22 protein-coding genes are annotated in these 25,237 nt (G+C 61.2%); 6 read left to right on the top strand and 16 right to left on the bottom strand.

Going from position 1 to position 25,237, the window contains the following annotated elements; translation table 11 throughout:
• Positions 1 to 105: 105 nt before the first annotated feature.
• Positions 106 to 1,632, top strand: coding sequence for an FAD-dependent oxidoreductase (locus KI237_RS17095; RefSeq protein WP_212796263.1), 1,527 nt, complete (start codon positions 106 to 108; stop codon positions 1,630 to 1,632).
• A gap of 35 nt (positions 1,633 to 1,667) precedes the next feature.
• Here the strand turns inward: KI237_RS17095 and yghU are convergent, their stop codons facing one another.
• From yghU to KI237_RS17070, 5 genes are all read right to left on the bottom strand, one after another.
• Complete coding sequence (yghU, locus tag KI237_RS17090) at positions 1,668 to 2,507, bottom strand: glutathione-dependent disulfide-bond oxidoreductase (RefSeq protein ID WP_212796262.1); 840 nt, start codon at positions 2,505 to 2,507, stop codon at positions 1,668 to 1,670.
• Positions 2,508 to 2,550: 43 nt separating this feature from the next.
• A complete protein-coding gene (locus KI237_RS17085; protein ID WP_212796261.1) occupies positions 2,551 to 3,285 on the bottom strand; it encodes a substrate-binding periplasmic protein in 735 nt (244 codons plus the stop codon).
• A 28-nt stretch (positions 3,286 to 3,313) separates the two neighbouring features.
• The gene (locus KI237_RS17080) at positions 3,314 to 4,657 is read right to left on the bottom strand and encodes a diguanylate cyclase (RefSeq protein ID WP_212796260.1); all 1,344 of its coding nucleotides are present in this window, start codon (positions 4,655 to 4,657) and stop codon (positions 3,314 to 3,316) included.
• A 1-nt stretch (position 4,658) separates the two neighbouring features.
• Positions 4,659 to 5,417, bottom strand: coding sequence for a substrate-binding periplasmic protein (locus KI237_RS17075; protein ID WP_212796259.1), 759 nt, complete (start codon positions 5,415 to 5,417; stop codon positions 4,659 to 4,661).
• A gap of 122 nt (positions 5,418 to 5,539) precedes the next feature.
• Positions 5,540 to 6,535 carry an aldo/keto reductase gene (locus tag KI237_RS17070; RefSeq protein ID WP_212796258.1) on the bottom strand — a complete coding sequence of 332 codons (996 nt, stop codon included), beginning with the start codon at positions 6,533 to 6,535 and terminating at the stop codon, positions 5,540 to 5,542.
• Between the two features lie 113 nt (positions 6,536 to 6,648).
• On the opposite strand from KI237_RS17070, the gene KI237_RS17065 reads away from it, so the two are divergent.
• A complete protein-coding gene (locus tag KI237_RS17065; RefSeq protein WP_212796257.1) occupies positions 6,649 to 7,572 on the top strand; it encodes a LysR family transcriptional regulator in 924 nt (307 codons plus the stop codon).
• A 195-nt stretch (positions 7,573 to 7,767) separates the two neighbouring features.
• On the opposite strand, the gene phnE is transcribed toward KI237_RS17065, so the two are convergent.
• From phnE to ppk2, 6 genes are all read right to left on the bottom strand, one after another.
• Complete coding sequence (phnE, locus tag KI237_RS17060) at positions 7,768 to 8,535, bottom strand: phosphonate ABC transporter, permease protein PhnE (RefSeq protein ID WP_212796256.1); 768 nt, start codon at positions 8,533 to 8,535, stop codon at positions 7,768 to 7,770.
• A complete protein-coding gene (locus KI237_RS17055) occupies positions 8,532 to 9,359 on the bottom strand; it encodes a PhnE/PtxC family ABC transporter permease (RefSeq protein WP_212796255.1) in 828 nt (275 codons plus the stop codon). Before KI237_RS17055 ends, phnE begins: the two co-directional genes overlap by 4 nt.
• The gene (locus tag KI237_RS17050) at positions 9,353 to 10,150 is read right to left on the bottom strand and encodes a phosphonate ABC transporter ATP-binding protein (RefSeq protein ID WP_212796254.1); all 798 of its coding nucleotides are present in this window, start codon (positions 10,148 to 10,150) and stop codon (positions 9,353 to 9,355) included. The genes KI237_RS17055 and KI237_RS17050 overlap by 7 nt, the downstream gene beginning before the upstream one ends.
• The gene (locus tag KI237_RS17045; protein ID WP_003200995.1) at positions 10,147 to 10,998 is read right to left on the bottom strand and encodes a putative selenate ABC transporter substrate-binding protein; all 852 of its coding nucleotides are present in this window, start codon (positions 10,996 to 10,998) and stop codon (positions 10,147 to 10,149) included. Before KI237_RS17045 ends, KI237_RS17050 begins: the two co-directional genes overlap by 4 nt.
• A 660-nt stretch (positions 10,999 to 11,658) precedes the next feature.
• On the bottom strand, positions 11,659 to 13,278 hold the full coding sequence (locus KI237_RS17040; protein ID WP_212796253.1) for an inorganic phosphate transporter: 1,620 nt from the start codon (positions 13,276 to 13,278) through the stop codon (positions 11,659 to 11,661).
• Positions 13,279 to 13,346: 68 nt separating this feature from the next.
• On the bottom strand, positions 13,347 to 14,264 hold the full coding sequence (ppk2, locus tag KI237_RS17035) for a polyphosphate kinase 2 (RefSeq protein WP_212796252.1): 918 nt from the start codon (positions 14,262 to 14,264) through the stop codon (positions 13,347 to 13,349).
• Between the two features lie 320 nt (positions 14,265 to 14,584).
• On the opposite strand from ppk2, the gene KI237_RS17030 reads away from it, so the two are divergent.
• The 4 genes from KI237_RS17030 (at position 14,585) to KI237_RS17015 (ending at position 19,117) form a co-directional block, all read left to right on the top strand.
• On the top strand, positions 14,585 to 15,520 hold the full coding sequence (locus KI237_RS17030; RefSeq protein WP_212796251.1) for a Ppx/GppA phosphatase family protein: 936 nt from the start codon (positions 14,585 to 14,587) through the stop codon (positions 15,518 to 15,520).
• 254 nt (positions 15,521 to 15,774) lie between these two features.
• Positions 15,775 to 16,872 (top strand): carboxynorspermidine decarboxylase, encoded by a 1,098-nt coding sequence (locus KI237_RS17025; RefSeq protein ID WP_212796250.1) that lies wholly within the window; start codon positions 15,775 to 15,777, stop codon positions 16,870 to 16,872.
• Between the two features lie 25 nt (positions 16,873 to 16,897).
• Positions 16,898 to 18,142, top strand: a complete 1,245-nt coding sequence (locus KI237_RS17020; protein ID WP_212796249.1) for a saccharopine dehydrogenase family protein — start codon at positions 16,898 to 16,900, stop codon at positions 18,140 to 18,142.
• Positions 18,143 to 18,616: 474 nt separating this feature from the next.
• A complete protein-coding gene (locus tag KI237_RS17015; protein WP_212796248.1) occupies positions 18,617 to 19,117 on the top strand; it encodes a GNAT family N-acetyltransferase in 501 nt (166 codons plus the stop codon).
• An 84-nt stretch (positions 19,118 to 19,201) separates the two neighbouring features.
• Here KI237_RS17015 and KI237_RS17010 read toward each other — a convergent pair whose 3' ends face one another.
• The 5 genes from KI237_RS17010 to KI237_RS16990 all read right to left on the bottom strand — a co-directional run bounded on the left by KI237_RS17010 (position 19,202) and on the right by KI237_RS16990 (position 25,230).
• Entirely contained in the window at positions 19,202 to 19,990 is a 789-nt protein-coding gene (locus KI237_RS17010) for a nucleotidyltransferase domain-containing protein (RefSeq protein WP_212796247.1), read from the bottom strand.
• 25 nt (positions 19,991 to 20,015) lie between these two features.
• Positions 20,016 to 20,987 (bottom strand): DUF3829 domain-containing protein, encoded by a 972-nt coding sequence (locus KI237_RS17005; RefSeq protein ID WP_212796246.1) that lies wholly within the window; start codon positions 20,985 to 20,987, stop codon positions 20,016 to 20,018.
• Positions 20,984 to 22,648, bottom strand: a complete 1,665-nt coding sequence (locus KI237_RS17000) for a J domain-containing protein (protein WP_212796245.1) — start codon at positions 22,646 to 22,648, stop codon at positions 20,984 to 20,986. The genes KI237_RS17005 and KI237_RS17000 overlap by 4 nt, the downstream gene beginning before the upstream one ends.
• Positions 22,645 to 24,351: a molecular chaperone HscC gene (locus KI237_RS16995; RefSeq protein ID WP_212796244.1), complete on the bottom strand. Its 1,707-nt coding sequence runs from the start codon at positions 24,349 to 24,351 to the stop codon at positions 22,645 to 22,647. Before KI237_RS16995 ends, KI237_RS17000 begins: the two co-directional genes overlap by 4 nt.
• Positions 24,352 to 24,474: 123 nt before the next feature.
• Positions 24,475 to 25,230, bottom strand: a complete 756-nt coding sequence (locus tag KI237_RS16990; RefSeq protein ID WP_212796243.1) for an SIR2 family NAD-dependent protein deacylase — start codon at positions 25,228 to 25,230, stop codon at positions 24,475 to 24,477.
• Positions 25,231 to 25,237 lie beyond the last annotated feature (7 nt).

Here is a 25,237-nt window from a genome sequence, read left to right as displayed (position 1 = left end):
CAGAATCCATGCGGCCAGCTTGCCCGCCGGCAGTGCGTTGACATTCGGCCTTCCTCGGCCATTATTAAGTGCCTCCAGAGTCATCAGTCCTCCAGAGGCATGAACATGGCGCAAACGGACATTCTCATTGTGGGAGCCGGCCCTACTGGATTGGTCCTGGCGTTATGGCTCACCCGGCAGGGGCTGGCTGTCAGGATCATCGACAAGAGCCGTGGGCCGGGAGAAACCTCGCGGGCCATGGCCGTCCAGGCCCGTACACTTGAGCTGTATCGCCAGCTCGACCTGGCCGATGCGGTCATCGACGCCGGGTACAAGACCCCGGCCATGAACATGTGGGCCCTGGGGAAGCGCAAGGCGCGGATTCCGCTGGTCGACGCTGGCGGGGATGTATCGCCTTATCCTTTTGTCCTCATATACCCCCAGGATCGTCATGAGCAGCTGTTGGTCGAGCAGCTCAAGTCCCTGGGCGTCGAAGTCGAGCGGCAGACTGAGCTGCTGTCTTTCGAGGACCGTGGCGACCAGGTTACCGCGCGCTTGAAACAGGCGGATGGTCGCGAAGAGACGCTCACGGCCGTTTACCTGGCAGGCTGCGATGGCGCGCGTTCGCTCGTGCGTCATCAGGTGGGGAGCGGCTTCGAGGGCGGTACCTATAAACAACTGTTCTACGTGGCGGACGTGTCCGCCAGCGGTTTCGAGCCTGCGGGTGAGGCCCATATCGCTTTTGATAAATCCGAATTCGTGTTGGTGTTTTTCTATGGCGAAGCTGATCAATATCGCCTGATCGGCACGGTTCGTGACGAACGTGCGGAACACCCGGAGACGCTGACGTTCGAGGACGTTGGCCATGACGCCATCAACGGCCTGAACATCAGGATCAATCACGTGAATTGGTTCTCCACTTACCGGGTCCATCATCGCGTCACGGATCAGTTCCGCTGGGGCAGGGCGTTTCTGCTGGGAGACGCGGCCCACGTCCACAGCCCGGCCGGTGGACAAGGCATGAACACCGGCATCCTCGACGCGATCAATCTGGCCTGGAAACTGGCGGCGGTGGTGAAGGGCCAGGCACCAGACACGTTACTCGACAGTTACCAGGCCGAACGCCAGGCATTTGCGCAAAAGCTTGTGGAAACGACGGACCGGCTGTTCACCTTTGCCACAGCCCAAGGCAATTTTGCCGATTTCGTGCGCACGCGCATCGCACCGCTCTTCGCAAGTGTTGCTTACAAAAGCGAGCAGGTACGTGAGTATCTGTTCCGGATGGTGTCCCAAACCTCCTTGAATTATCACGAGAGCCCGTTGAGTGCCGGCAAGGCGGGGGACGTACGGGGTGGTGACCGTTTGCCCTGGGTACCGCTGCTGGGGGCCGACAACTACGAACCGCTAGCGACCATCGGCTGGCAGGTGCATGTCTACGGCGAGGCCCGGGAGGAGCTGAAAGCCTGGAGCAGCCAGCACCAAATCCCCCTGCACACGTTCGCCTGGCAGCCCGAGCATCACAAAGCCGGGTTGTGTCAGGACGCCGCCTATCTGCTGCGCCCCGATACCTACGTCGCCCTGGCGGATCCGCAAGCGTCTACGGCAACGTTGAGCCAGTATTTCAGCGACCGGGGCTTAACGTTGTTGGCTTGAACACGTGTCGCCGAGGCCCAACCGGCTATTCGCACTCAGCCCAGATCCGCAGCCTCATGGCGCTCCGGCACCTGGCTCGCCTCATCGCCCCACGTGCGGTTGACCCGCTGTCCGCGCAGGACGGCGGGGCGCTTGGCGATTTCTTCTGCCCAACGCTGCACATGGGTGTATTCGTGAGCACTCAGGAACTCGGCGGCGCCGTAGACGTTGTTGCGCACCAGTTGGCCATACCAGGGCCAGACCGCGATGTCGGCGATGGTGTAGTCATCGCCTGCCAGGTATTGGCTTTCGCCAAGGCGACGATCCAGCACGTCGAGTTGACGCTTGGCCTCCATGGTGAAGCGATTGATCGGGTATTCGAGCTTCTCGGGCGCATAGGCGTAGAAATGTCCGAAGCCGCCACCCAGGTACGGGGCGGCGCCCATCTGCCAGAACAGCCAGTTCAGTGTTTCGGTGCGACCTGCCGGATCGGTGGGCAGGAAGGCGCCGAATTTTTCCGCCAGGTACAGCAGGATCGAACCGGACTCAAAGACGCGGATGGCGGGCTCTGCGCTGCGGTCCAGCAGGGCCGGGATCTTGGAGTTGGGGTTGATCTGGACAAAACCGCTGGAGAACTGGTCACCTTCGCCAATGCGGATCAGCCAGGCATCGTACTCCGCGCCGGTATGACCCAGCGCCAGCAGTTCCTCCAGCAGGAGGGTCACCTTCACGCCGTTGGGCGTGGCCAGGGAGTAGAGCTGCAGCGGGTGCTTGCCAACCGGCAAGGCTTTTTCGTGGGTCGGCCCGGCGATAGGGCGGTTGATGCTGGCGAACTGGCCGCCAGACGGGGCGTCATTTTTCCAGACCTTGGGCGGAACGTAGGACGCTTTGCTCATCGGGACATACCTCATCGTTGCTTGTGGTGTGATCCCCCAGAGTCTACCGCTGTTCGTTCATGATCCGCGCCACTTCACCAGAAGCCTTGAGCTGCTCGAACGCGCGCTGGGCCTTGGCGACCACTTCGTCAGGTGTGCTCAGGCTGAACGCCAGGTGGACCTTGTGGGGTTGTTCGTCGAGGGTATAGACCTCTTCCAGCGAAGTGAAATCCACTTGGGCATCCTTGCTCATCAGGCGCGCGGTGTTCTCTGGCATCGGCAGCATTTGGATCTGGTGATTCAGCAGCTTTTGAAAGTTGTCGTGGTTGTTGGCCGAGATGACCAGCCGGGTAAACCCACGCTGTTGCAGGTAAATCTGTTTGGCGTCATTTCGCACCACGCCGATGCTGTACTGCTTGGCATCCTCGAGGTTGTTGACGGCGATGCCTTCACTGTCTCGCATCTTGTAGAGCCGGCTCGCCACCCGGTGTATCTCACCGACCCATTTGAACAATTGCTCGCGGGCCGGGGTGCGGTCCAGGGGGAAAATCATCACGTTAGGCTCGTGCAGCGCCTTATCGTAGGCCCGGGCCCACGGGTAGAGCGTCAAGCTGTAGTCGGTGAGCTGCGCGTTTTTCAGCGTTTCTTCGGCGATGCGAATGCCCGGCCCGGCGACCTTGTCGTCACGCTGGTAGGCATAGAGGGAATCTTCGGTCACGACTTCGATTGTCTCGGCGTGGCTTTGCAGGCTGATCGAGGCAAGTAGCAAGCATGAGCAGAGTGTCAGGCGAACGTGCATATGCAGACCTCATGGCGCGCGATAGTTGTTACAGGGCAACGCGGTCGCGTCCCTGGTGTTTGGCCCGGTACAGCGCCTGGTCGGCGCGTTGCAGCAGTTGATCGAAATGGTCCATGGTCTCCGGGTCCAGCTCGGCGACGCCGATGCTTACGGTGACAAACGGCGATACCTTCGAACCGCTGTGGGGCAGTTCACGTTCCGCCAGGCTTGCACGGAAACGTTGGGCGGCCTCGCAGGCCTGGGCGGCGTCGATGTTGGGCAGCACCACGACGAACTCTTCGCCACCTACGCGCGCAGTCAGTTCGCCAGAGCGACCGAACACACTGCGCAGGGTCTCGGCGATCTCTTTCAAGCACAAGTCGCCCTGCATGTGGCCGTAGGTGTCGTTGTAGATCTTGAAGAAATCGACATCACACATGAGCACCGCCAGCGGGGTCTTGTGGCGGATTGCCCGGCGAAACTCGATGTCCTTCAACTCGTCGAAATAGCGACGGTTGGCCAGCCCGGTCAAATCATCGTGGCGTGACAGTGCTTCGAGGGCCTGGTTGGCCGCCTTCAATTCTGCGGTGCGGGCCTCGACCAGTTCGGCCATTTGGTCGCGGCTGGCGGCAAGGGCCAGTTCGTCCGAATGCTGGCGTTCCAAATGGGCCCGGAGATTGTCCTGGAGGGTATTTACCTGGAATTCGAGCAGGCTCAGTTCGTCCTGGCGCTGCACGGCCCGTTGCAGCTTGAGGTGATGCTTGAGGGTTTGCGGTGCGAGTTCGCCCAAGTGACGGGCGATGTGCACCACATGCACGGTCACCAGGCGGTTGAACACGGTCATGATCAAACCGGCCAGCAGCAAGGACTGGATGAGCTGGGTGATGACGATGCTGCGTGCTTCGCCCCAGAGGCGCTCCCACAGCAGGTTATTGTCGCCTTCGATGATCAGCTCGCCGACTTTTTCATGGGCCCCGGCGTAGGGCTGCGCGATGAGTTGGCGATGCAACACCGGCACCACGCCCGAATGACCGGCGGGGTATCGATTGAGTTCGATGACTTCAGGCGCTTGCCCGGGGCGCAGGATGTTCAACACCAGGCGTCCCACGGGCGCTGCCCTGGCGACGCTGGCGATTTGCTGGTCGAGGGATTCACGGTCCAGTTCCCAAATGGCATGGGCCAGGGTGTTCTGGAACACCTGGTCGATCAGGGCCAGCTCCGAATTCATTTCCGCCAGGTTGTTTTCCCAGGCCATCCAGGTGCGCCAGGTGACCATCGCCAGGGTAAAGAGCAGGCAGAACAACAGCGTTGCCAGGACCAGGCGGCGTCCTAGGGAACTGAGCGCCTTGGTCTGTGGTTGTAAGGAGGACACCGTACGAAAATTGGCATCCATGTCATAACCATTTGCGCAGGATGGCATCGTAGACGCCATTGCGACGGATGGTCTCGAGGCCAGCACGGAACTTCGCCACCGTATCGGCCGGTGTCTTGCGGCTGAATGCCATGCTCAAGCCGTCGGCGCTGCTGAGCTCGGGCAGCGCCAGCGAGCGGACCAGCAACTTGTCCGGATCTTCGCCATTCTGGCGCGTCAGGTACAGCGCGTTGAGCTCGTTGGAAATCCACAGCTCCACGTGATCGACCTTGAGCTTGCGGTAGTTGTGTTCGTATTTGGTGCTCGACTGCAATTCCTCGCCGATGCGAAAGCCCTTCGAGACCAGGTATTGCTCGCCCACGTCCTGATTGACCGTGGCGATCTGGTGCCCGTGGGCATCGGCCAGCGAGTCGAGTTTCACCGGCCGGTCCGCCAGCGAGTAGATGTACCACTGCGTCGGGCCAATGCTGCCGACCCACTGGAAAAGCGGTTCGCGTGCAGGCGTGCGCACGATCGAGTAGATCAACACGTTGCTTTCATTGAGCGCCAGTTCGTAGGCCCGGGCCCATGGCATGGACTGGATTGGCGCGTCCATGCCGACCTCCTTGAGCACGGCCTGGATCACTTCGGTGCTCATGCCCGTCATGCGGCCGTTCTGCGTCATGTTGTAGGGCGGCAGCTCCTCCGTCACGATGCGCAGCGGCGCCTCTACCGCGCAAGCGCTTGCTGCGAGGAACATCAGGACGCCCCACACCAGCAGGCGATTAAGCGGCAAACCCATTGATCATTACCCTATGCAACTGGCAGAGCCCGGAGGTCTGGGAGTTATTATTGATAGGGTTATCGGCTGGGCGGGCGCCTGCTTGAATCCGGCTTGTCGAAACCACCAGCCCAGCCGATGGATCAACCGTCCAACAACGTCATCGTGTGCGCCTGGTATCGGTCGCCCGCCACTGCACCTTCGCCCGCGAAAATCCCATCCAGCTGGGCCAATTCACCCGCGCTCAACACCACCGAAGCCGCTGCCACATTGCTGTCCAGGTACTTGCGCTGCTTGGTGCCCGGGATCGGGATCACATGCTCACCCTGGGCCAACACCCAACCCAGGGCCAGTTGCGAGGCGCTGATGCCCTTGTCCAAGGCCAATGCCTTGACCCGCTCTACCAACGCGAGGTTGCGATTGAAGTTGTCGGCCTGGAAGCGCGGGTTGAAGCGGCGATAGTCATCGGCGGCGAAGTCGTCCGGTGATTTCAGCTCGCCGGTCAAAAAGCCCCGGCCCAAGGGGCTGTAGGCGACGAATGCAATGCCCAGGCGCCGGCAAGTCGCGAGCACGCCATTGTGTTCAGGCTCACGGGACCACAGCGAGTATTCGCTTTGTACCGCTGCCAGGGGATGCACGGCGTGGGCCCGCTGGATGGTCTCGGCGCTGGCTTCGGAGATTCCGATGTGGCGGACCTTGCCGGCCTTGACCAGCTCGGCCATGGCGCCGATGGTTTCTTCGACGGGCACTTCAGGGTCGATGCGGTGCTGGTAGTAGAGGTCCAGGTAATCGGTGTCAAGACGCTTGAGGCTGCCGTCGACAGATTGCCGGACGTAGTCGGGACGACCATTGACGCCGCGGGCATGGGGATCGCTGCTGCGCACCAGGCCGAACTTGCTCGCCAGGTACAGGCTGCCACGCTTGCCACGCAGGGCCCGTCCGAGCAGTTCTTCGTTGGTATGCGGCCCGTACATGTCGGCGGTGTCGAACAGCGTCACGCCCAATTCCACGGCGCGGTGGAGCGTGGCAATCGCTTCGCGCTCGTCCACGCCCGTGGTGTAGAAATCCGACATGCCCATGCAGCCCAGGCCGATGGAGGAAACGTGAGGGCCGCGATGGCCGAGTTGGCGAGTCTTCATGCTGATTGCTCCTGGAAATGAACGACCTGTGCAGTCTCTATCAGGCGGTTTCCTGGATAAATCCACGATTATTGGTTTAACTATTCGTGATATCTAAATAGTGAGACAAGACATTGGACCGATTGCAGGCCATGCAGGTGTTCCGGCGCATCGTTGAATTGGGCGGTTTTGGCAAGGCGGCCGATGACCTTGGGCTGCCGCGGGCCACTGTCAGCCTGTTGATTCAGCAGTTGGAGGCCCATTTGGGCGTGCAACTGTTGCAACGCACCACCCGGCAGGTGCGCGCAACGCTCGATGGGCAAGCGTATTACCAGCGCAGCGGGCAGTTGCTGGACGACCTCGATGACCTCGAAAGCTCGTTATCGGCGCAACGCAGCCAACCGCGCGGCACTTTGAAAGTGGACATGCCCATTGCCTTTGGTTGCACCTGGATCGTGCCGCGCCTGCCGGATTTCTATCGCCGCTACCCGGCGTTGCAACTGGACATCGGTTTCCATGACCGCCAGGTCCATTTGCAGCGCGAGGGCGTGGATTGTGTAATCCGCGCCGGCAATGTCGTCGACCAGGCACTGGTGGCTCGCCCCATCGTGCGCCTGCATCAACTGACGTGTGCCAGCCCTGGCTATCTGGCCCGCGCCGGCACGCCCGGGCAGTTGGATGATCTGACGACGCATCGGGCCGTCGGGTTTGCGTCCGGCAATGGGCGGTTTTTCCCGTTCGAATTCGAGGTGGCGGGGCGGGTGCGCGAAATGCAATTGCCCAGTGACTTGAACGTCAACAATGCCGACGCCTATGTGGCGGCCTGTGAAGCGGGATTCGGCTTGATCCAGGCGCCGCGTTATCACGTGCAACAGCAGTTGGCCGAGGGCCGGTTGGTTCAGGTACTTGAGGATTACAACGTGCCAACGTGGCCGATCTCAGCGGTGTACCCGCCCCATCGACAGTTGTCGCCCAGGGTGCGGGTCTTTATCGACTGGGTGATCGAGCTGTTGCAGGGGGAGGCGGATGCGCAAGGGGCGCTGATGGAGAGGGTCTAGAGCAGTGCCGAATCGCGGTGTGCGAGCTCGCACAGAAGATTTTGAGGGCGATCGGGATCAAATGTGGGAGCGAGCCTGCTCGCGATAGGGCCAGGTCAGTCAACATTGATGTCGGCTGTGCCGTCGCCATCGCGAGCAAGCTCGCTCCCACAGGTGGTGTGGTTTCACTGAAAGGGTTGGTTTTACTCCTGGGCCTCAGGCCTTGACCCAGCGCTGGCGACTCCAACTGCTCAACGTATCGACCGCCAGAACCAGCAATAGCATAGCCAGTATCACCGTGCTGCCTTGGGCTTCCTGGAACAGGCTGAGGCTGACGTAGAGCATTTGCCCCAAGCCCCCGGCGCCGACGAAGCCGAGCACGCTGGCCATGCGGATATTGTTTTCCCAGCGGTACAGGACATAGGCCAGTAGCTGGGGCAGGAGGTTGGGCAGCGTGCCGTAGCAGAACGCCAATACGGCATTGCCACCTTGCAGGCGGATGGCGTCGGCCGGTTCGGACGGGGTATTTTCCAGGGCTTCGGCGAACAGCCGGCCGAGCACGCCGGTGGTGTGCAGGGCTAAGGCCAGGGTGCCGGCATTGGGGCCGAGCCCGGCGGCCAGGACCATCAGGGCCGCCCACACCAGTTCTGGAACCGCGCGCAAGGCATTGAGCAGCAGCCGCGAAGCGCTCTGCAGCGGCCAGCCGAAGCGCCCGGCCGCAGGCAAAGCCAGCAGCAGGCCGAACACCGCTGCCAGGAGGGTGCCAAGGGCCGACATGGCGAGGGTTTCCAGGGCGCCGTGGCCGATCGCCTTCAGATGGCCCAGGCTCAGGTCCGGGCTGAGAAAGCGCTGCGCATAAGCGCCCATCTGGTGCAGATTGCCGCTGTCGCCGAGCTCGCCCAGGTCGATGCCCAGGTAGACGAACGAGGCGACGACTGCCGCACCGATGCACAGGACAATGACCGCGTTGATCAGGCGATTCATGCCAGCCTCCAGCGCAGCAGGCGGCTGAGCTGATCGGCGAGCAACACCAGCATCAGGAACGTCAGCAGCAGGCTGGCCACTTCACCGCCAGCGAACATTCGCAGCGACAGGTCCATTTGCTGGCCCAAGCCCCCGGCACCGACGAAGCCCATCACGACCGAGGCGCGGATGGCGCATTCCCAGCGATACACCGTGTACGACAACAGCTCCGCCGCGACATTGGGCAGGATCCCATAGCAGAAGGCCGCGAGCCGGCTGCTGCCCGATTGCAAGAGTGCGTGGGCCGGACGCTGGTCGACCGATTCGTAGATTTCCGCGTAGACCTTGCCCAGCATGCCGCTGTAGGTAATGGCGATCGCCAGTACGCCGGCCGTGGGGCCGAGGCCGACGGCGCGCACGAAGAGCAAGGCCCAGACAATTTCCGGGACGCTGCGCAGGAAGATCAGCAAGCCGCGCACCGGCCAGCGCAGCAGTTTTCCCCAATAACCCGGGTGTCCGGCACGGGAGGCCGCCGACAGCGACAGGGCGCGGCTGGCCAGCAGGCTTGCGGGCATCGCCAGCAGCAACGCCAACGCCATGCCCGCCGTGGCGATGGCCAGCGTCTGCAAGGTGGCTTGCCACAGCAGCTCAACGAATTCGTCGCCATGGGCGGGAGGCCAGAACGCCGCGACGAACCGGCCCATCTCGCTCTGGCTGTCGCTTGCCAGCAGTACGCCGAGGTCCAGTTCGCTGAACTGGATGCCCGGCCACAGCAGGACGAGGGCCAGCAGCGTGAGCAGCAGGCGCGGGCGGCTGGCGGGGTCTCGGGTATCGCGTGTCAGCATCGGGGGATCTGCACGCTCAAGGAAGAGGGGGGCGTTGGCGAAGACTGTAGCTGTTCGTTGGCGTAGAGCGTGTCGAGCAACGGACGGTCGACTGCGTCGGTGGGCAGGTCGAACAGGATCTGTCCATCACGCAGGCCAATGACCCGGGAAAAGTGCGCCAAGGCCAGCTCCACCGCGTGCAAGCTGGCGACCAGGGTGACGTTGTGCTCCCGGGCATGGCGGCAAAGCACCGAAAGCGTGTGCTGGGCCAATACCGGGTCCATGGCCGAAACCGGTTCATCGGCCAGCAACACCTCAGGTGCCTGGTACAACACCCGGGCAATGCCTACGCGTTGCAGCTGTCCGCCCGACAGCTGCTGGCATTGCGCGAACAATTTGTCGCCCAGGTCCAGCCGGGCCAACGCTGCCCTGGCGCCCGGAATATCCAGCGGATGCAGCAGGTTCAACAGGCTTTTGCCGATGCCCCACTGGCCGAGCTTTCCGGCCAAAACCGCCGTGACCACGCGTTGACGCGGCGGCAGGGGCGGCGATTGGTGGATCAGGCCGATGCGCGCGCGCAGGCGCTGACGCTGGCGGGCAGACAGATGCCAGGCGCGCTCACCGAGCAACTGCAGCTCGCCGCTACCCGGGCGCAGGGCGGTGGCGAGCAGGTTGAGCAGGCTCGACTTGCCCGCGCCAGACGGGCCGATGATGGCGACCTGTTCGCCGGCACCGATGTGCAGGTCGATGCCCCGCAGCGCCTGGACGCCGTTGGCATGGGTAACGCTGACCTGGGTCAGTTGCAGGGTCATTTGAGCAGTTCGGCGGCGCGTGCGGCTTCCTCGATGCCCTTGTAGTTCTCAGGCTTGGTTTCGATGAAGCGACTGGCGGCCTGCAGGTCGAGGATTTCCTTGTCCTTCGGGTTGGCCGGATCGAGTGCCAGGAAGGCTGCCTTTATCTTGGCCGCCAACGCGGGGTCGAGGGTACCGCGCACCGTCCAGTTGTAGTCGAAGTAGGCCGGGGTGGTGGCGAAGACCTTGACCTTGGTCGTGTCGACTTTGCCAGCGGCGACCAGTTTTTCCCAGACGCTGGCATTCAGCACCCCAGCGTCCACTTTGCCGGCCTGGACCCAGGCGACGGTGGCGTCATGGGCGCCCGAGTAGCCCACGCGACTGAAGTAGCTTTCAGGCTTGATGCCGTCCTTGAGCATGAAATAGCGCGGCATGAGGCTACCGGACGTCGACGACACCGAACCGAAGGCAAAGGTCTTGCCCTTGAGGTCGGCGAGGGATTTGACGGCCGGGTCGGCGGTGATGAATTTACTGGTGAACTGGGCGTCCTGTTCACGCTGTACCAAGGGAATGGCATTGCCGGTTTTCAGGCGTGCCTGCACGAAGGTGAAGCCACCCAGCCAGGCCATGTCGATCCGGTCGGTGGCCAGTGCTTCGACCACGGCGGGGTAGTCGCTGACGGGTACGAACTCGACTTTCATGCCGGTTTGCTGTTCCAGATAGGCACCCAGCGGCTTGAACTTGCGCAGCAGTTCGGTCGGGGCCTCATCGGGAATCGCACTGACTTTCAGGGTGTCGGCGGCCTGGGTCAGCAGGCTGCAAAACGACAGGGCAACGCCGACGGCCAATGCCAGGGAACGCTTGAGCATGGAGGATCTCCGTTACATGAAGGCAAGGAATGGTGACGCATACGCCCACGTGGAGGACGGTACGCCGCTCTGTGAGGGTAGACGAAGGAGAGGGATGTTAACCGTTTCTGGCTTGCCAGATGAAGAAGCTACGGCAGGGCGGCGATCCCAGGCTCACCCACAACCCTTGTGGGAGCGAGCTTGCTCGCGATAGCGGAGGGCCAGTTGCAAGGTTTGTGACTGACACACCGCCATCGCGAGCAAGCTCGCTCCCACATTGGCAGGTGGCGGGAGGAGATCGCGCGCGAGGCCTCAGTCTTATGAGACCTCTTTGCTGCCAGATGAAGAGGCTACGGCAGGGCGGCGATCCCAGGCTCACCCACAACCCTTGTGGGAGCGAGCTTGCTCGCGATAGCGGAGGGCCAGTTGCAAGGTTTGTGACTGACACACCGCCATCGCGAGCAAGCTCGCTCCCACATTGGCAGGTGGCGGGAGGAGATCGCGCGCGAGGCCTCAGTCTTATGAGACCTCTTTGCTGCCAGATGAAGAAGCTACGGCAGGGCGGCGATCCCAGGCTCACCCACAACCCTTGTGGGAGCGAGCTTGCTCGCGATAGCGGAGGGCCAGTTGCAAGGTTTGTGACTGACACATCGCCATCGCGAGCAAGCTCGTACACATTGGTCAGAACAGCTTGGTGAACAACCAGTAGAGGCTGCCGGAAAGGAGGATGGCAGCAGGCAGCGTCAGTACCCAGGCCATCACCAGGTTGCGGATGGTGCGCATCTGCAAGCCAGAACCGTTGGCGACCATGGTGCCGGCCACGCCGGAGGACAGCACATGGGTCGTGGACACCGGCAAACCGAACATGTCGGCGGCACCGATGGTCAGCATGGCGACGGTTTCGGCCGAGGCACCTTGGGCGTAGGTCAGGTGGGTCTTGCCGATTTTCTCACCCACCGTCACCACGATGCGCTTCCAGCCGACCATGGTGCCCAGGCCGAGGGCGATGGCCACGGCGATTTTCACCCACAGTGGAATGAACCGCGTGGAGTTGTCGATCTGCTGCTTGAACAATTGCAGCTGGGCGCCGGTGTCGGCGTCGAAATGAGCGACTTTGTTCTTGTCCATCAGGCGAATGGTTTCGCTGGTCAGGTACATGTCGTTGCGCACGTTGCCCACGGCTTCGGCGGGGACCTTGGCCAGCGAGCCGTAGCCCTTGACCTCGGCGCCAATGCTGCCGGTCATCGCCGCCAGGGCTGGTACCAATTGCGGCGTCGCTTCCTTGCTGCCCACGTAGGCGGTAAGGATCGCCCGCGGGTCGGTCGGGGCCGGCAGCGGCGAGTGCTTCACCAGGGCTTGCTGGGTAACTTGCGCCACGGCGGCGAATTGCAGCGCCTGGTCGGCCGGCATGGTGCGGTTCAGCGCATACGCCATCGGCAGGGTGCCGACCAGGATCAGCATGATCAGGCCCATGCCTTTCTGACCGTCGTTGGAGCCGTGGGCGAATGACACGCCGGTGCAGGTCAGGATCAGCATGCCGCGGATCCACCAGGGCGGCGGGGTATTACCTTCCGGGGCCTTGTACAGCGAGCGGTTCTTGACGAAGGCCCGCAGCGCCAGCAGCAGCAATGCAGCGCAACCGAAGCCCACCAGCGGTGACAACAGCAACGCATAGCCGATCTTGGTCGCCTGGGCCCAGTCCACACCGCTAGTGCCGTCACGCCCGTGCATCAGGGCATTGGCGACACCGACGCCGATGATCGAGCCGATCAGGGTATGGGACGACGACGCCGGCAAGCCCAGCCACCAGGTGCCCAGGTTCCACAGGATGGCGGCGATCAGCAGGGCGAAGATCATGGCGAAGCCGGCGGAGGAGCCAACTTGCAGGATCAGTTCCACGGGCAACAGGGCGATGATGCCGAAGGCCACTGCGCCGCTGGAGAGCAGCACCCCGAGGAAGTTGAAGAAGCCTGACCAGGCCACGGCGAAGTTCGGCGCCATGGAATTGGTATAAATGACGGTGGCCACGGCGTTGGCGGTGTCGTGGAAACCGTTGACGAATTCGAAGCCAAGGGCAATCAGCAGCGCCACGCCCAACAGCAGGAACGGCGTCCAGGTGGTCACCACGGTGCCGAGTTCGTTCATGTCGTGCATCAGGCTGTAGGCGGTAAACAGCAGGCCGCTGCCCAGTACGGCGAAAAACACCACCAGGGTGATGACACTCGGTTTGCGGTTGAGCTGCGGTCTTGAACTGGGGGCGATGGCACTCGATGAGTCCATGACCAGGGTCTGGTTTGTCATGATGAAATCCGATTCAGTGAGCGGTGGAAGTGAGGGGCTCGGTGCCGGGCGTCCCTGCCTGGCGGGCCTTAATAGACCCGGGGCACGATGAGCTCCGGTGGCGTCGGACTGCGGGAGTAGTCTTGCTGTCGCACCCGCTGCGGCAGTTCGATGGCCGGCAGTTCCACCTCTTCATAGGGCATTTGCCCAAGCAGGTGATGGATGCAGTTGAGCCGGGCTTTTTTCTTGTCGTCGGCGTGCACCACCCACCAGGGGGCCTCGCTGATGTGCGTGCGTTCGAGCATGATCTCCTTGGCCTTGGTATAGGCCTCCCAGCGCCGACGGGACTCCAGGTCCATGGGGCTGAGCTTCCATTGCTTGAGCGGGTCATGGATGCGACTGAGAAAGCGCAGGTGCTGTTCCTGGTCGGAAATGGAGAACCAGTACTTGATCAACTGGATGCCGGAGCGGGCGAGCATCCGCTCGAATTCCGGCACGCTACGAAAGAACTCTTCGTACTGGTCGGCGGTGCAGAACCCCATGACTTGTTCGACGCCGGCGCGGTTGTACCAGCTGCGGTCGAACAGCACGATTTCACCCGCCGCCGGCAAATGCGAAACGTAGCGTTGGAAGTACCATTGGGTCCGTTCGCGGTCGTTGGGGGCGGGCAGGGCGGCGACGCGGCAGACCCGGGGATTGAGTCGCTGGGTGATGCGCTTGATCACGCCACCCTTGCCGGCGGCATCGCGTCCTTCGAAGAGGATCACGACCTTGTGTCCGGTCTTGACCACCCAGCTTTGCAGCTTCACCAATTCGCCTTGCAGGCGGAACAGCTCGCTGAAATACCGTCGGCGGATTTCCTTCTCGCTGCTATCTGCAGAGTGCTCATCGAACAAGTCATTCAAGTCATGCCCGTCTTCAGATAACTCCAGCTCCAGTTCTTCGTCACTGTGATCGAGCAGTTCGCGGTGGATGCGTTGTACCAAGGTGTCCTGGGTTGAAAGCATGATGGAAAACTCGGTCGTGGAGGCGCCACCCACGCTAGTTGCAATTTGTTACATAGTGGTGACCGTCATCTGTGCTTCACGCGCTTGCCCTTGGCTAAAACGTTTTTCCCAGGCGGATGCCTGCACGATCGGGTTTTATCGATTACGCTCGAATGCGCAATAACCGCCCGAAATTTCGTCGGTAAGGATCTGATTTTCATGAACGAGGGCCTGATGTGTCATCCAGGTGTCATCGAAGCCATGGCAGGATCCTCGCACACCCTCGTGGGAAGTCCGGCAGCGCTTGTGCCTGCTGGCTGATGAATCAAGGAACACCGCTCATGAAAGGCGACGCCCCGCTGTTCGCGGCCATTGACCTGGGTTCTAACGCCTTCCGCTTGATGATTGGCCAGTCGGTCAAGCGCAATCGGCAGTGGGTGATCCAGGAAGTGAAGACCCTGCGTGAGCCGGTCCGATTGGCCGAGGGCCTGCAGGCCGGGGCTTTGGACGAGCTGGCGCTGGATCGGGGTTGGCAGGCTCTTGCTCGATTCGGCAAAAAACTGCGTGGCTTTGAAGCCGGACGGGTGCGGGCGGTGGCGACCAGTGCCGTGCGCGAAGCGGCGAATGCCCAGCTGTTCCTGGCCAGTGCCGAGCGGCACCTGGGGTTTCGGATCGACGTGCTGTCCGGGCATGAAGAAGCCCGGCTGGTGTATGCCGGTGTTGCCCATACGGTGCCCGGTGTCGAGCACACGCGTCTGGTGGTGGACATCGGCGGTGGCTCGACCGAATTGATTCTGGGGCAGGGTGCTCAACCGCTGCTGACGGAAAGCATCGCCATCGGCAGTGGCACCTTTGGCGCGCGCTACTTTCGAGGCGGATGCATCACCGCCCAGGCGCTGTTGGAGGCGGAGCGAGTGGCTGTCCTGCAGTTTGAAAAAGTCGCGGCGGGTTATCGTGGCCGGGGTTGGCAGCAGGCGATCGGCTCTTCCGGTACGGCGCGGATGTTGGCCAAAGTGCTCAAGGCCAATGGTTTCAACGAGGGTGGACAAGGCGGCATTACCTACGGTGGATTGTTGCGTCTGTCGCTGCGGTTGCTGGAAGTCGGTCATGTCGACCAGCTCAGACTGGCCGGCTTGCAAAGCCATCGCCTGGGCATCCTGCCCGGTGGCCTGGCGATCATGCTGGCGGCGTTCAAGGTCTTCGGTATCTCGCAGATGATCGCTTCCGAGCCGGGCCTGAGGTTCGGCGTTCTGCATGGCCTGATGCATCAGCACTGATCACGGACGGTTGTTGCCCATTGCCGTCTATCAGCGATGGCTCCACTTCGAGCATCGACGCCTCTTCGGTGACCCCCTCTTTACCCGATCATCCAGCATTTCATCGCCAGGGCAGTCGGTACGTCCGGTTATCGCAAAGCGCGGGCCTGGATCAGAGTGATTGCGTGAACGGGGCTTTTCGCTCTTTCGATATGCAGTCAGTGAAGGCACAATGCGCATCCTTTTTTGGCTCGCCTTGCCCGGAGGCCTCGAAAATGATCAAAACGCCGTACTACCTCATCGACAAACAAAAGCTGCTGGCGAACATGCAGAAGATCGCCTATGTGCGTGAGCAGTCCGGGGCCAAGGCCTTGTTGGCGCTCAAGTGCTTCGCCACCTGGTCGGTGTTCGACCTGATGCAGCAGTACATGGACGGCACCACGTCGTCGTCGCTCTACGAGCTCAAGCTCGGCCGGCAGAAGTTCGCGGGCGAGACCCACGCCTATAGCGTGGCCTGGGCCGACGACGAAATCGAAGAGATGCTCGCCAACTGCGACAAGATCATCTTCAACTCCATCGGCCAACTGCAGCGCTACACCGACGCCTCGGCCGGCAAGGTCCGCGGCCTGCGGGTCAATCCGCAAGTGAGCAGCTCCGATTACCTGCTGGCCGACCCGGCGCGCCCCTTCAGCCGCCTGGGCGAATGGGATCCGGTGAAAATCGAGCAAGTCATCGAGCATATCTCAGGCTTCATGTTCCACAACAACTGCGAGAACGGCGATTTCGGTTTGTTCGACCAGATGTTGGGCACCATCGAGGAACGTTTCGGTCATCTATTGCATAAGGTCGAGTGGGTCAGCCTCGGTGGTGGCATCCATTTCACGGGCGAGGGCTATGCCCTGGACGCCTTCTGCGCACGCCTCAAGGCCTTTTCGCAGAAATATGGCGTGCAGGTTTACCTGGAACCGGGTGAAGCCGCGATCACCCAGAGTGCGTCGCTGGAAGTCACCGTGCTCGACACGCTCTACAACGGCAAGCACCTGGCCGTGGTCGACAGCTCCATCGAGGCGCACATGCTCGATCTGCTGATCTATCGCCTGGACGCCAAGCTGGCACCGAGCGAGGGCGAACACACCTACATGATTTGTGGCAAATCCTGCCTGGCGGGAGACATCTTTGGCGAGTATCAATTCGATCGTCCGCTGTCCATCGGCGATCGGCTGTCGTTCATCGACGCAGCGGGCTACACCATGGTCAAGAAAAACTGGTTCAACGGCCTGAAAATGCCGTCCATCGTAGTGAAGCAACTCGACGGCAGCGTCGAGGTGGTTCGCGAGTTTGTTTACGACGACTACTTGTCCAGCCTCTCTTGAGCTGGCGGAAGGAGAAATAAAGAAATTGAAGAAGAACGTACTTATCATTGGTGCAGGAGGTGTCGCCAAGGTGGTGGCCCACAAGTGCGCGCAGCACAACGACGAACTCGGTCGTATTGCTATCGCGTCGCGCAACATCTCCAAATGCCAGGCCATCATCGACAGCGTCAAGGCCAAGGGTAGCCTCAAGCAACCCGCCGACATCAAGGCCTTTGCACTGAACGCTCTGGATGTCGAAGCGACCAAGGCGCTGATTCGCGAAACCGAGTCGCAGATCGTCATCAACGTCGGCTCTGCCTTTCTCAACATGTCGGTGCTGCGTGCCTGCATCGATACCGGCGTGGCCTACCTGGACACCGCCATCCACGAAGAACCGGGCAAGGTCTGCGAGACGCCGCCCTGGTACGGCAACTACGAGTGGAACCACCTCCAGGAGTGCCAGGAAAAGAACATCACTGCCATTCTCGGCGTGGGCTTCGACCCGGGTGTGGTCAATGCCTATGCGGCACTGGCGCAGCAACAGCATTTCGACCGCATTGATTCGATCGATATTCTCGACGTCAATGCCGGCTCCCATGGCAAATATTTCGCCACCAATTTCGACCCGGAAATCAATTTCCGTGAGTTCACCGGACAGGTGTGGAGCTGGCAGGACAGCCAGTGGACCAGCAACACCATGTTCGAGGTCAAGCGCACCGATGACCTGCCGGTCGTAGGCTCGCAGAACCTATACCTGACCGGCCACGACGAAGTGCACTCGCTGTCGAAGAACCTCGACGTGCCCAACGTGCGTTTCTGGATGAGCTTCGGCGAGCACTACATCAACGTGTTCACCGTACTGAGGAACCTCGGCCTGCTCTCCGAGCAACCGGTCAAGACCGCCGAAGGCCTGGAAGTCGTGCCGCTGAAAGTGGTCAAGGCCGTACTGCCTGACCCGAGTTCGCTGGCGCCGGGCTACACCGGCAAGACTTGCATCGGCGACCTGGTCAAGGGTGTCAAGGATGGCCAGCCGCGCGAGATGTTCATCTACAACGTGGCTGACCACGAGGACGCCTACGCCGAAACCGACAGCCAGGGTATTTCCTATACCGCAGGCGTGCCACCCGTGGCCGCAGCCTTGCTGGTGGCTCGTGGCGAGTGGGATGTGCAGCGCATGGTCAACGTCGAGGAACTGCCTGCCGAGGCGTTCCTCGAGGCGTTGGATGTGATGGGCCTGCCGACGCGCATCAAGGACGAACAGGGCGATCGCCCATGGAACCAGAAGGCCTGACCTTCCGGGGGAAAGCTTGAAGAAATGCTCCGTATCGAAAGGTACGGGGCATTTTTCGTTTATGCCTCGCCACGGCGTTGTCCTTGGCTGGAGGAGGGAGCACTAAACTGTGGCGAGGGGATTTATCCCCGTTGGGGCGCGCAGCGACCCTGAAACCTGACACGGTGGTGTTTCAGATAGACCGCATTGCGCTTTTGGGGCTGCTGCGCAGCCCAGCGGGAGCAAGCTCCCTCGCCACGGTTTTGTGTTTGGCTGGGAGAGGGGGAGTCATTCAAGATCTCGCCACTTGTACGCATCACCCTGTGGCGAGGAGATTCCAAGAGACGCGCCCGTACCGCCTTTTGTGGCGAGGGAGCTTGCTCCCGCTGGGGCGCGCAGCGGCCCCCCCACGCAAGACTGCTCTGGCAGAAATCCTCGCCATGAACGATCCCTTGACCTTACGATTACGCTTCAAGGCTAAGGGAGAAGCAATCAGTGAAACCATTCAGGATTCGTGAGTTAAAGAGTACCGATGCTGAAGCGCTGCTGGCCTTCGAAATCCATAACCGTGCATGGTTCGAGTCACAGATCGACGCACGCGACCCTGCCTTTTACTCATGGACGGGCGTCACCGATCACATTGAAAGCTATTTGGCCGATTTCGCCGAGGGCGCCTGGCACCCGTTTGTGATCGAAGATGCCAGCGGGAGAATCGTGGGGCGGGCGAATTTGAAGGGCATCCATTCACCGCTTGATTGCGCCGAGGTGGGCTATCGGATTGATCGACGAGTGTGCGGGCAAGGGCTGGCAACGCTCGCACTGAAACGTCTGATTCAAGAGGCACGGATGCGTTGGGGGCTTACGCAGTTGGTGGCTTATGTCTATGAGAGCAACCTCGGCTCAAGGAAAGTCCTTGAGCGGTGTGGGTTTGTGCCTGAGGCGCGGTCGGATAGCGAGGAAGCCGAGGGTGGATGCCGCTTTGTGCTTTCGATCTAGAAACTCGATCCTCGCCGGACAGTGCCAGGAGACGCTTTACGTTTTAAATCCGTCATTGCGATTCGATAAAGGCAATGTCTTGTATTATCCCCACGTTTCCTTCAGTACTGAGCGAAACAGCTCCGACAGGAGCGGCTCGACTTCCTTGCGTTCGCTGCGGGTCGGCTTGATGGTCTCAAGTCGATGCAGTTCACGCTCAATGAATTTCTGAATGGGCATGATCTGAGGCGAAAGCCCCATTTCTGGTGAGGCGCGCTTGATTGCAAGCAAGTCATCGATAGCCCGGTGCAATTCTGGCTCGCCATCGATGACTTCGCGTAGCTTGTCAAACTCGATGGGCGCGGGTACATCAAAGCGCTCCAGCCACCGTACTGATAGTAATGGTCGCAGTACGTAGAAATATTTTTTCAGCGGTACTTCAGCGGCCTGCAAGTAACCCCTGTAATTGGTTTTTGCCATGCTGCGATAATGGTAGATACCGCTTTCAACCGAGTACACCTGCGGTAGTAACGCTTTGGCACGTTCGTGGAAGGAGCCGGAGTGTTCGTAGACGATGGTGGACTGCACCCACTCGACAAACCCCGGATTTGACTTCCAGAAAAGCCTCAAGGCCTTGCGCAGATCCCAGCCATTGATGTCCATGTCATCAATGATCGGGTACTCGATGACGTCGCGTTGCTCCTCAAGGCCGACCGAGAGGTACCACTCAGGTTTATTGACGTAGATGAAGCGTGCGTCATAGTCGCTATTAGGGGACGCGAATCCCCAGGCGCGGCTGCCTGATTCTACGGCAAGCAGTACCTTCACTGCATGCTCGTCCTCGGCACGACGCAGACGTCCCCGAACTTCTTCCTTTACAGCGATGGAAACCATAGGCCCACTCCAACTCAATGGGTTTTCAATACTGGAGCTGCACCGCAGCGTTGTAACGCATCCGCAATTCGTCATACCCGGCCCGTGCAGCAGCAAGGTCCTGGTTCAGTTCCGCGGCGTCGTCTCCAGACGCCCAGTGTTGTTGCAGGCGTTCGAGGGCGGCAAGCCATTCCTTGGCTGCCAGGCTGATTTTGTTCCACACGGGCGGGCTGTCATTAGCCGAGCGCAGGCGGGGCAGGGCTTGTACGAAGGCTTCGGTGTCCGTCCAGTGGGTTGCCAGCGAATGATGCAGGTCGAGCAGTTGCTGCGGCGTCAGGGGGGCGTCTTCGGTCATGGTGTCGAGGGCATTGATGGTCTGGCGGGCGAGGATCATGAAGCGCAACGTGTACCAATGCTGGTCCTGCCCCTGGTGCTTTTCGATGGATGCCAACTGTTGCTCACGTACCTGTAGCTGCGGCTGCTCCAACGCTTGGCGCAACGGTATCGCCTGGGCGCGTGCGTCCTGCAAATGCAGGGTCAGGGCACGATCCAGTTTTTCGAGTTCGCCAGGCTGAGGCTGATCGCGATGGTTGTTCAGCCATAGTTCGGCGGTCTGGGCGATGGGACGCAGGTCGTCATAGGCCTTGATGTAATTTCGAGCGAGAGCCTGCAGGCTACCGGGCTCGCCGCTACTAAACCCATGCTTGCAGGGTGATGGCGAGCTACCCTGAGGCCGGATGAACTCCTCGGCGTCGATGCCCGAGCCCATGCCGAAGCCGATGAAGCCCATCCTGCGAATCCATTCCTCCTCCGGCAAGGCTTGGCGGGCACGGTAGTCGACATAGCGCTGCTCCAATAGCTCCGCTCCGTCCACCAGGCAGGTACTTATTTCCTGTACCTCGGCCCAATGCGCGCGGTTTTCCTTATCGTCGTTCGTCGGCCCGGCCAGGCGCTGGACCAACCAAGTCATCGTCAGTAACACGACAACCGCCGTGATGAATGCGCGGGTACTGATCATGGTTGATTGACCTGGGGTTTCTTGAAAGCTTGCCACTGGGTTGCAGAAAGTCCCGCTGGGCACGGCGAAGCTGTGGACTCTCGAGCAGCACAGATGCGCTGTGGCCAGACCTGGAGGCCTTCGTTCTTGCCCAGATATGCGCTGTTGGCCCAGATATTACCCAACAAGACCATGGGTACGAGCATGCCCAGGAAAAGGCCGATAAGCACATCGCCAGGCACCCGTTCATAGAGTCGGGCCAGGAAAGACTTGCCGCGTTCGAAGGGTGCGCGCCGGCTCAATGCACCCAGTACACCGAGAATTCCGAAATAGGTCGCCGCCCCGGGCAATCCGCCGGCTACGTAAATGAGCCCGCCCAGCAGCGCGATCCAGAGGTTTTCGCGGATCGGCAACGGGGAGGGCCGTCGTAGACTCAGCCAGCGGCCGTAACGAACATTTATCCAATCGTCCAGGCGCCAGGCTTTGCGGCTCAGTTTCTTGCACACTGCGTGAAGTCCCCAGCCGACGACACCCAGCAGCAGGGCGCGAAGCAACATATCGATCACGCTGGTGTAGAACGAGCCGCCGAGTCGATATTCATAGAGCCAGCTCATGCAGATCGAAGTGCCGAGTATGGCCAATGGCACGGCCAGGATCGGCGGCTGGCGCCGCAACGGACGCCAGTTGTCCGGACTCAGTTGTGGCTTTTCGTGCAGTATCTGCGGGTAGCGAAGCTGAACGGTGCGATACAGCGCCTCGCAGGCATCCCAGTCCGCAGCGCTGAAGGTCATGCTCAAACGCACTCGGGCGTCTTCATCGAGTGGTCCAAACAGCATGCGCGCGGCCTGGGACTCGCTGCTGTCGAAGAACTGAGTGAGGCGAGCCTGCTGCGCCAGGAACGTGGCGCAATGGCTGCGCGCCAGGAGTTGACTCCACCAGGGGTCGGGACACGGGGTGTGTTGGCCGGTCTGCTTCCAACCTTGCAGCTCGCAAATGTCGTCGAACAGTGTTTGCGACCACTCCGGTGCTTGCAGCAGGGCCATGGCCAGGCAACGGTTCAGCCATTGCCGAGCGTCCAGGGTCTGTAGCCACGGACTGGCGACGAGCTGGCGGGCGACATCGAGAAAGCGTCGGCTGTCGTGCCAAGCCCCGGTCAGGCGAGACCATGCCAACTCCATGAGCTTGGCGCGCAGTTGCTCGATAGCGGCGCCGGGCAGGTCCTCACGTTGCCAGGGGGTCAGCCAGTGCAACTGCGCAATGGCTGCTTCGGCCAGGTCGTAGGTATCTTCCTGCGTCAGGCAACGCTCCAGCAGGCCGTGTTCGAATTCACGTTCGCAGGCATAAAGACGCGCCTGCGTCAGGCGGCTGTCGAGGTTGGTCGCGTCTATCGCCTCCAGGCATTGCGCTGCCAGGCGCTGGCTGGGGGAGGGCCCTGTCGGTGCCTGCCTCAGGGCTGGCAGTTCCATGAGGGGCAGCTCGATGGGGGCGGGCTGTTCTTCGTCGACCACCACTTCCTGCTGCCAGTCAGCCCACTCCAACGCCTGTTCATAAGCCTCTCGCAGGCGCTGGAAACCTTCGGGATCTTCGTCTGGGCGATGCCGCTTGAGCAGACTTGCATACTGGCGCTTGATGCTGCGCTTATCGGCGTCTTCCGGCAGCCCGAGTACCACCCAGCAGGTCATCGCCAGACACCTTCTTCCAGGCTGTCGAGCTGGGCGCTGATCTGCATCCGGAGCGCCCGGATGTCGTGCAGTTCCTGGGTCTCGAGCACATGGGCGAAGTGGGTAGCCAGCTCATCGATCCGCTGGCGCAGATCACCGCGACTTTCCTGGTAAAGACGTTCCAGCCGGGCGATCAGCAAGGTATTGGGTTGTTCGTCCCGTGGATGGATCTTGAGCGCTTCCAGGGCCTTGAGGCGCTGGCTGATCTCTTCGCTATTCAGCACGCCGGCATTATTGGAGATCACCAGGTTACGTCGCTCTCCAGTCTGGACGATCTGCGCATCGGCTTCCAGGAGGCCGTTGTTATCGTAAGTGAAGCGCACATCGATCCCCACTTCCCCGGCCGGCATGGGCGGGACGGGAATGTCCAGTTCGCCCAGGAGAATATTTTCACTGATCCGACGGCTTTCGCCCTGATAGACCTTCAGCAACACGACCTTTTGCTGATCCTGGAGTGTGAACACGCGCTTGACCTTGCTCACGGGCACCACGCAGTTGCGCTCGATGATTGGCAGGTAATGGCCGTTTTCGAGCTTGCCGCCATATTCAACCGCAATTTCGATACCCAGGGAATAAGGGCAGACGTCAGTGAGCACGACTTCCTCAAGTGCCGCGTCGCGGCTTTTCAGTCCTGCCTGCACGGCTGCGCCCAATGCCACGGCTTCATCAGGGTTGAGCTGGATCGACGGGAAGCGCCCGAACAGACTGGCGGCCAGCTTGCGAACGAGCGGCATGCGGGTGGTGCCACCCACCAGCAACACTTCGTCCAGCTCACTGGCGCGGATGCGGGCATCGCGCAAAGCGGTCTCGATAGGAGCTCGAAGGCGGCTGAACAGCGGCGCATACAGATCGGTCAGGCCGGCCTGGGTGTATTCACGACGCCATTCGCGCTCGCCTTGGCGTACTGCGAACGTTGCGCTTGACTCCTGGCCCAGGGACTTGCGTACGCGTTCGGCTTCACGGCGCAGCCGACCATAGAGCTGCGCGTCTTCAAGGGCCAGCGGTCCCTCGCTATGGCTCGCTTGTGCGGCAACGAAATCCTGGAGCAGCAGCGTGTCGAAATCTTCCCCGCCAAGGTAGTTGTCGCCGGCACTGGCGCGCACTTCCATGACGCCTTCGAACAGCTCCAGGATGGACACGTCGAAAGTCCCGCCGCCGAGATCGAAAACCAGGAAGGTGCTGGCGTTATCGCGCTGGTGCAAGCCATAGGCGAGTGCTGCCGCGGTGGGTTCGTTGATCAGCCGCTCGACCTTGAACCCGGCCAGCTCGCCGGCAATTCGCGTGGCCTTGCGTTGGGCATCGCTGAAATAGGCGGGAACGCTGATGACGGCCTCTTCCACCGGTTCGCCGAAATGCCGCTCGGCATCCTCGCGCAAGCTGCGCAGTACCATGGCCGACAGTTCCTCGGCTCGGAACTGTTGATTACCCAGCGTGGTGAGACGGGCGCTGCCCATATAGCGTTTGAAAAGCGAGGCGGTGAGCTGGGGGTGGGTCTGTAGGCGCTCCAAAGCCGCGCGGCCGACCATGATGCGGCCTTCGTCGTCCAGGCCTACCACGCTCGGTGTCAGCCTCTCGCCCAATGCGTTGGGTACCAGTTGCGCCTCGCCGTCGCGCCATGCTGCGATCAGGCTATGGGTGGTGCCCAAGTCAATGCCGACAATCATGTCCGTTGAAGCTCCTTAGTCGTTGCGTCGCAATAGGTTACCTGCGAGCCGATCAGTTTATCAGGCATGCACCGGTGCATTCGTGGAAATCTGTGGGGAGCAGGGGGGAGTTTTGCATGGGCTTCAGGCGAACGCATCGACCAGCCTCGGCAACCACTGGGTCGCATCGCCCACCAGCGTCTTATCGGAAGCGGCCCCTATCGATTCGATATTGATATGCACCAGCCAGGCGCCATGTTCGGCGGCCAATGTCGGAATTCGTGCCGCCGGATACACGTTTCCAGAGGTGCCAATGGAGAGCATGACGTCGCAGTCGCGGGCGGCGGTGAACGCCTGATCCAGTTCCTGTTCCGGCATCCCCTCGCCGAACCAGACCACGTTGGGGCGGACCTGGCCGTTGCAGTGTGCGCAACGGGGTGGTTCCAGGCTGTCGCAGTCCTCGCCAACACCCACGGGCAATGGCCCCAGGTAGGGACGATTGCACTGGAAGCAACGAGCGCTGGCCAGGTCACCGTGAAGGTGAATCACCTCCTTGGATCCGGCTCGTTCGAGCAGGTCGTCGACGTTCTGCGTGATGATGGTCACAAGGGGCAAGCACTGCGCCAGCCTGGCGACTGCCAGGTGCGCGGCATTGGGTTGTGCTTCGTTCACCAGCGTCCGGCGCCAGCTGTACCAAGCCCATACCAACGCAGGATCTTTGGCAAAGGCGGCGGGAGTGGCCAGTTCTTTTGGGTCGTAACGCGCCCAGAGGCCGGTCGAGGGATCTCGGAACGTCGAGATACCGCTTTGGGCGGAAATACCTGCCCCGGTAAAAACGACAAGATGCCTGGCCGTTCGCAGGCGCTTCACCGTTTGCGCAAAAAGGGCTTCTGAATTCACAGTTTCA

This window comes from Pseudomonas sp. St316 (genome assembly GCF_018325905.1).
Classification (GTDB): Bacteria; Pseudomonadota; Gammaproteobacteria; order Pseudomonadales; family Pseudomonadaceae; genus Aquipseudomonas.
The sequence above is the reverse complement of the archived record's forward strand: the minus strand, read 5'-3'. Positions and strand labels throughout refer to the sequence as shown.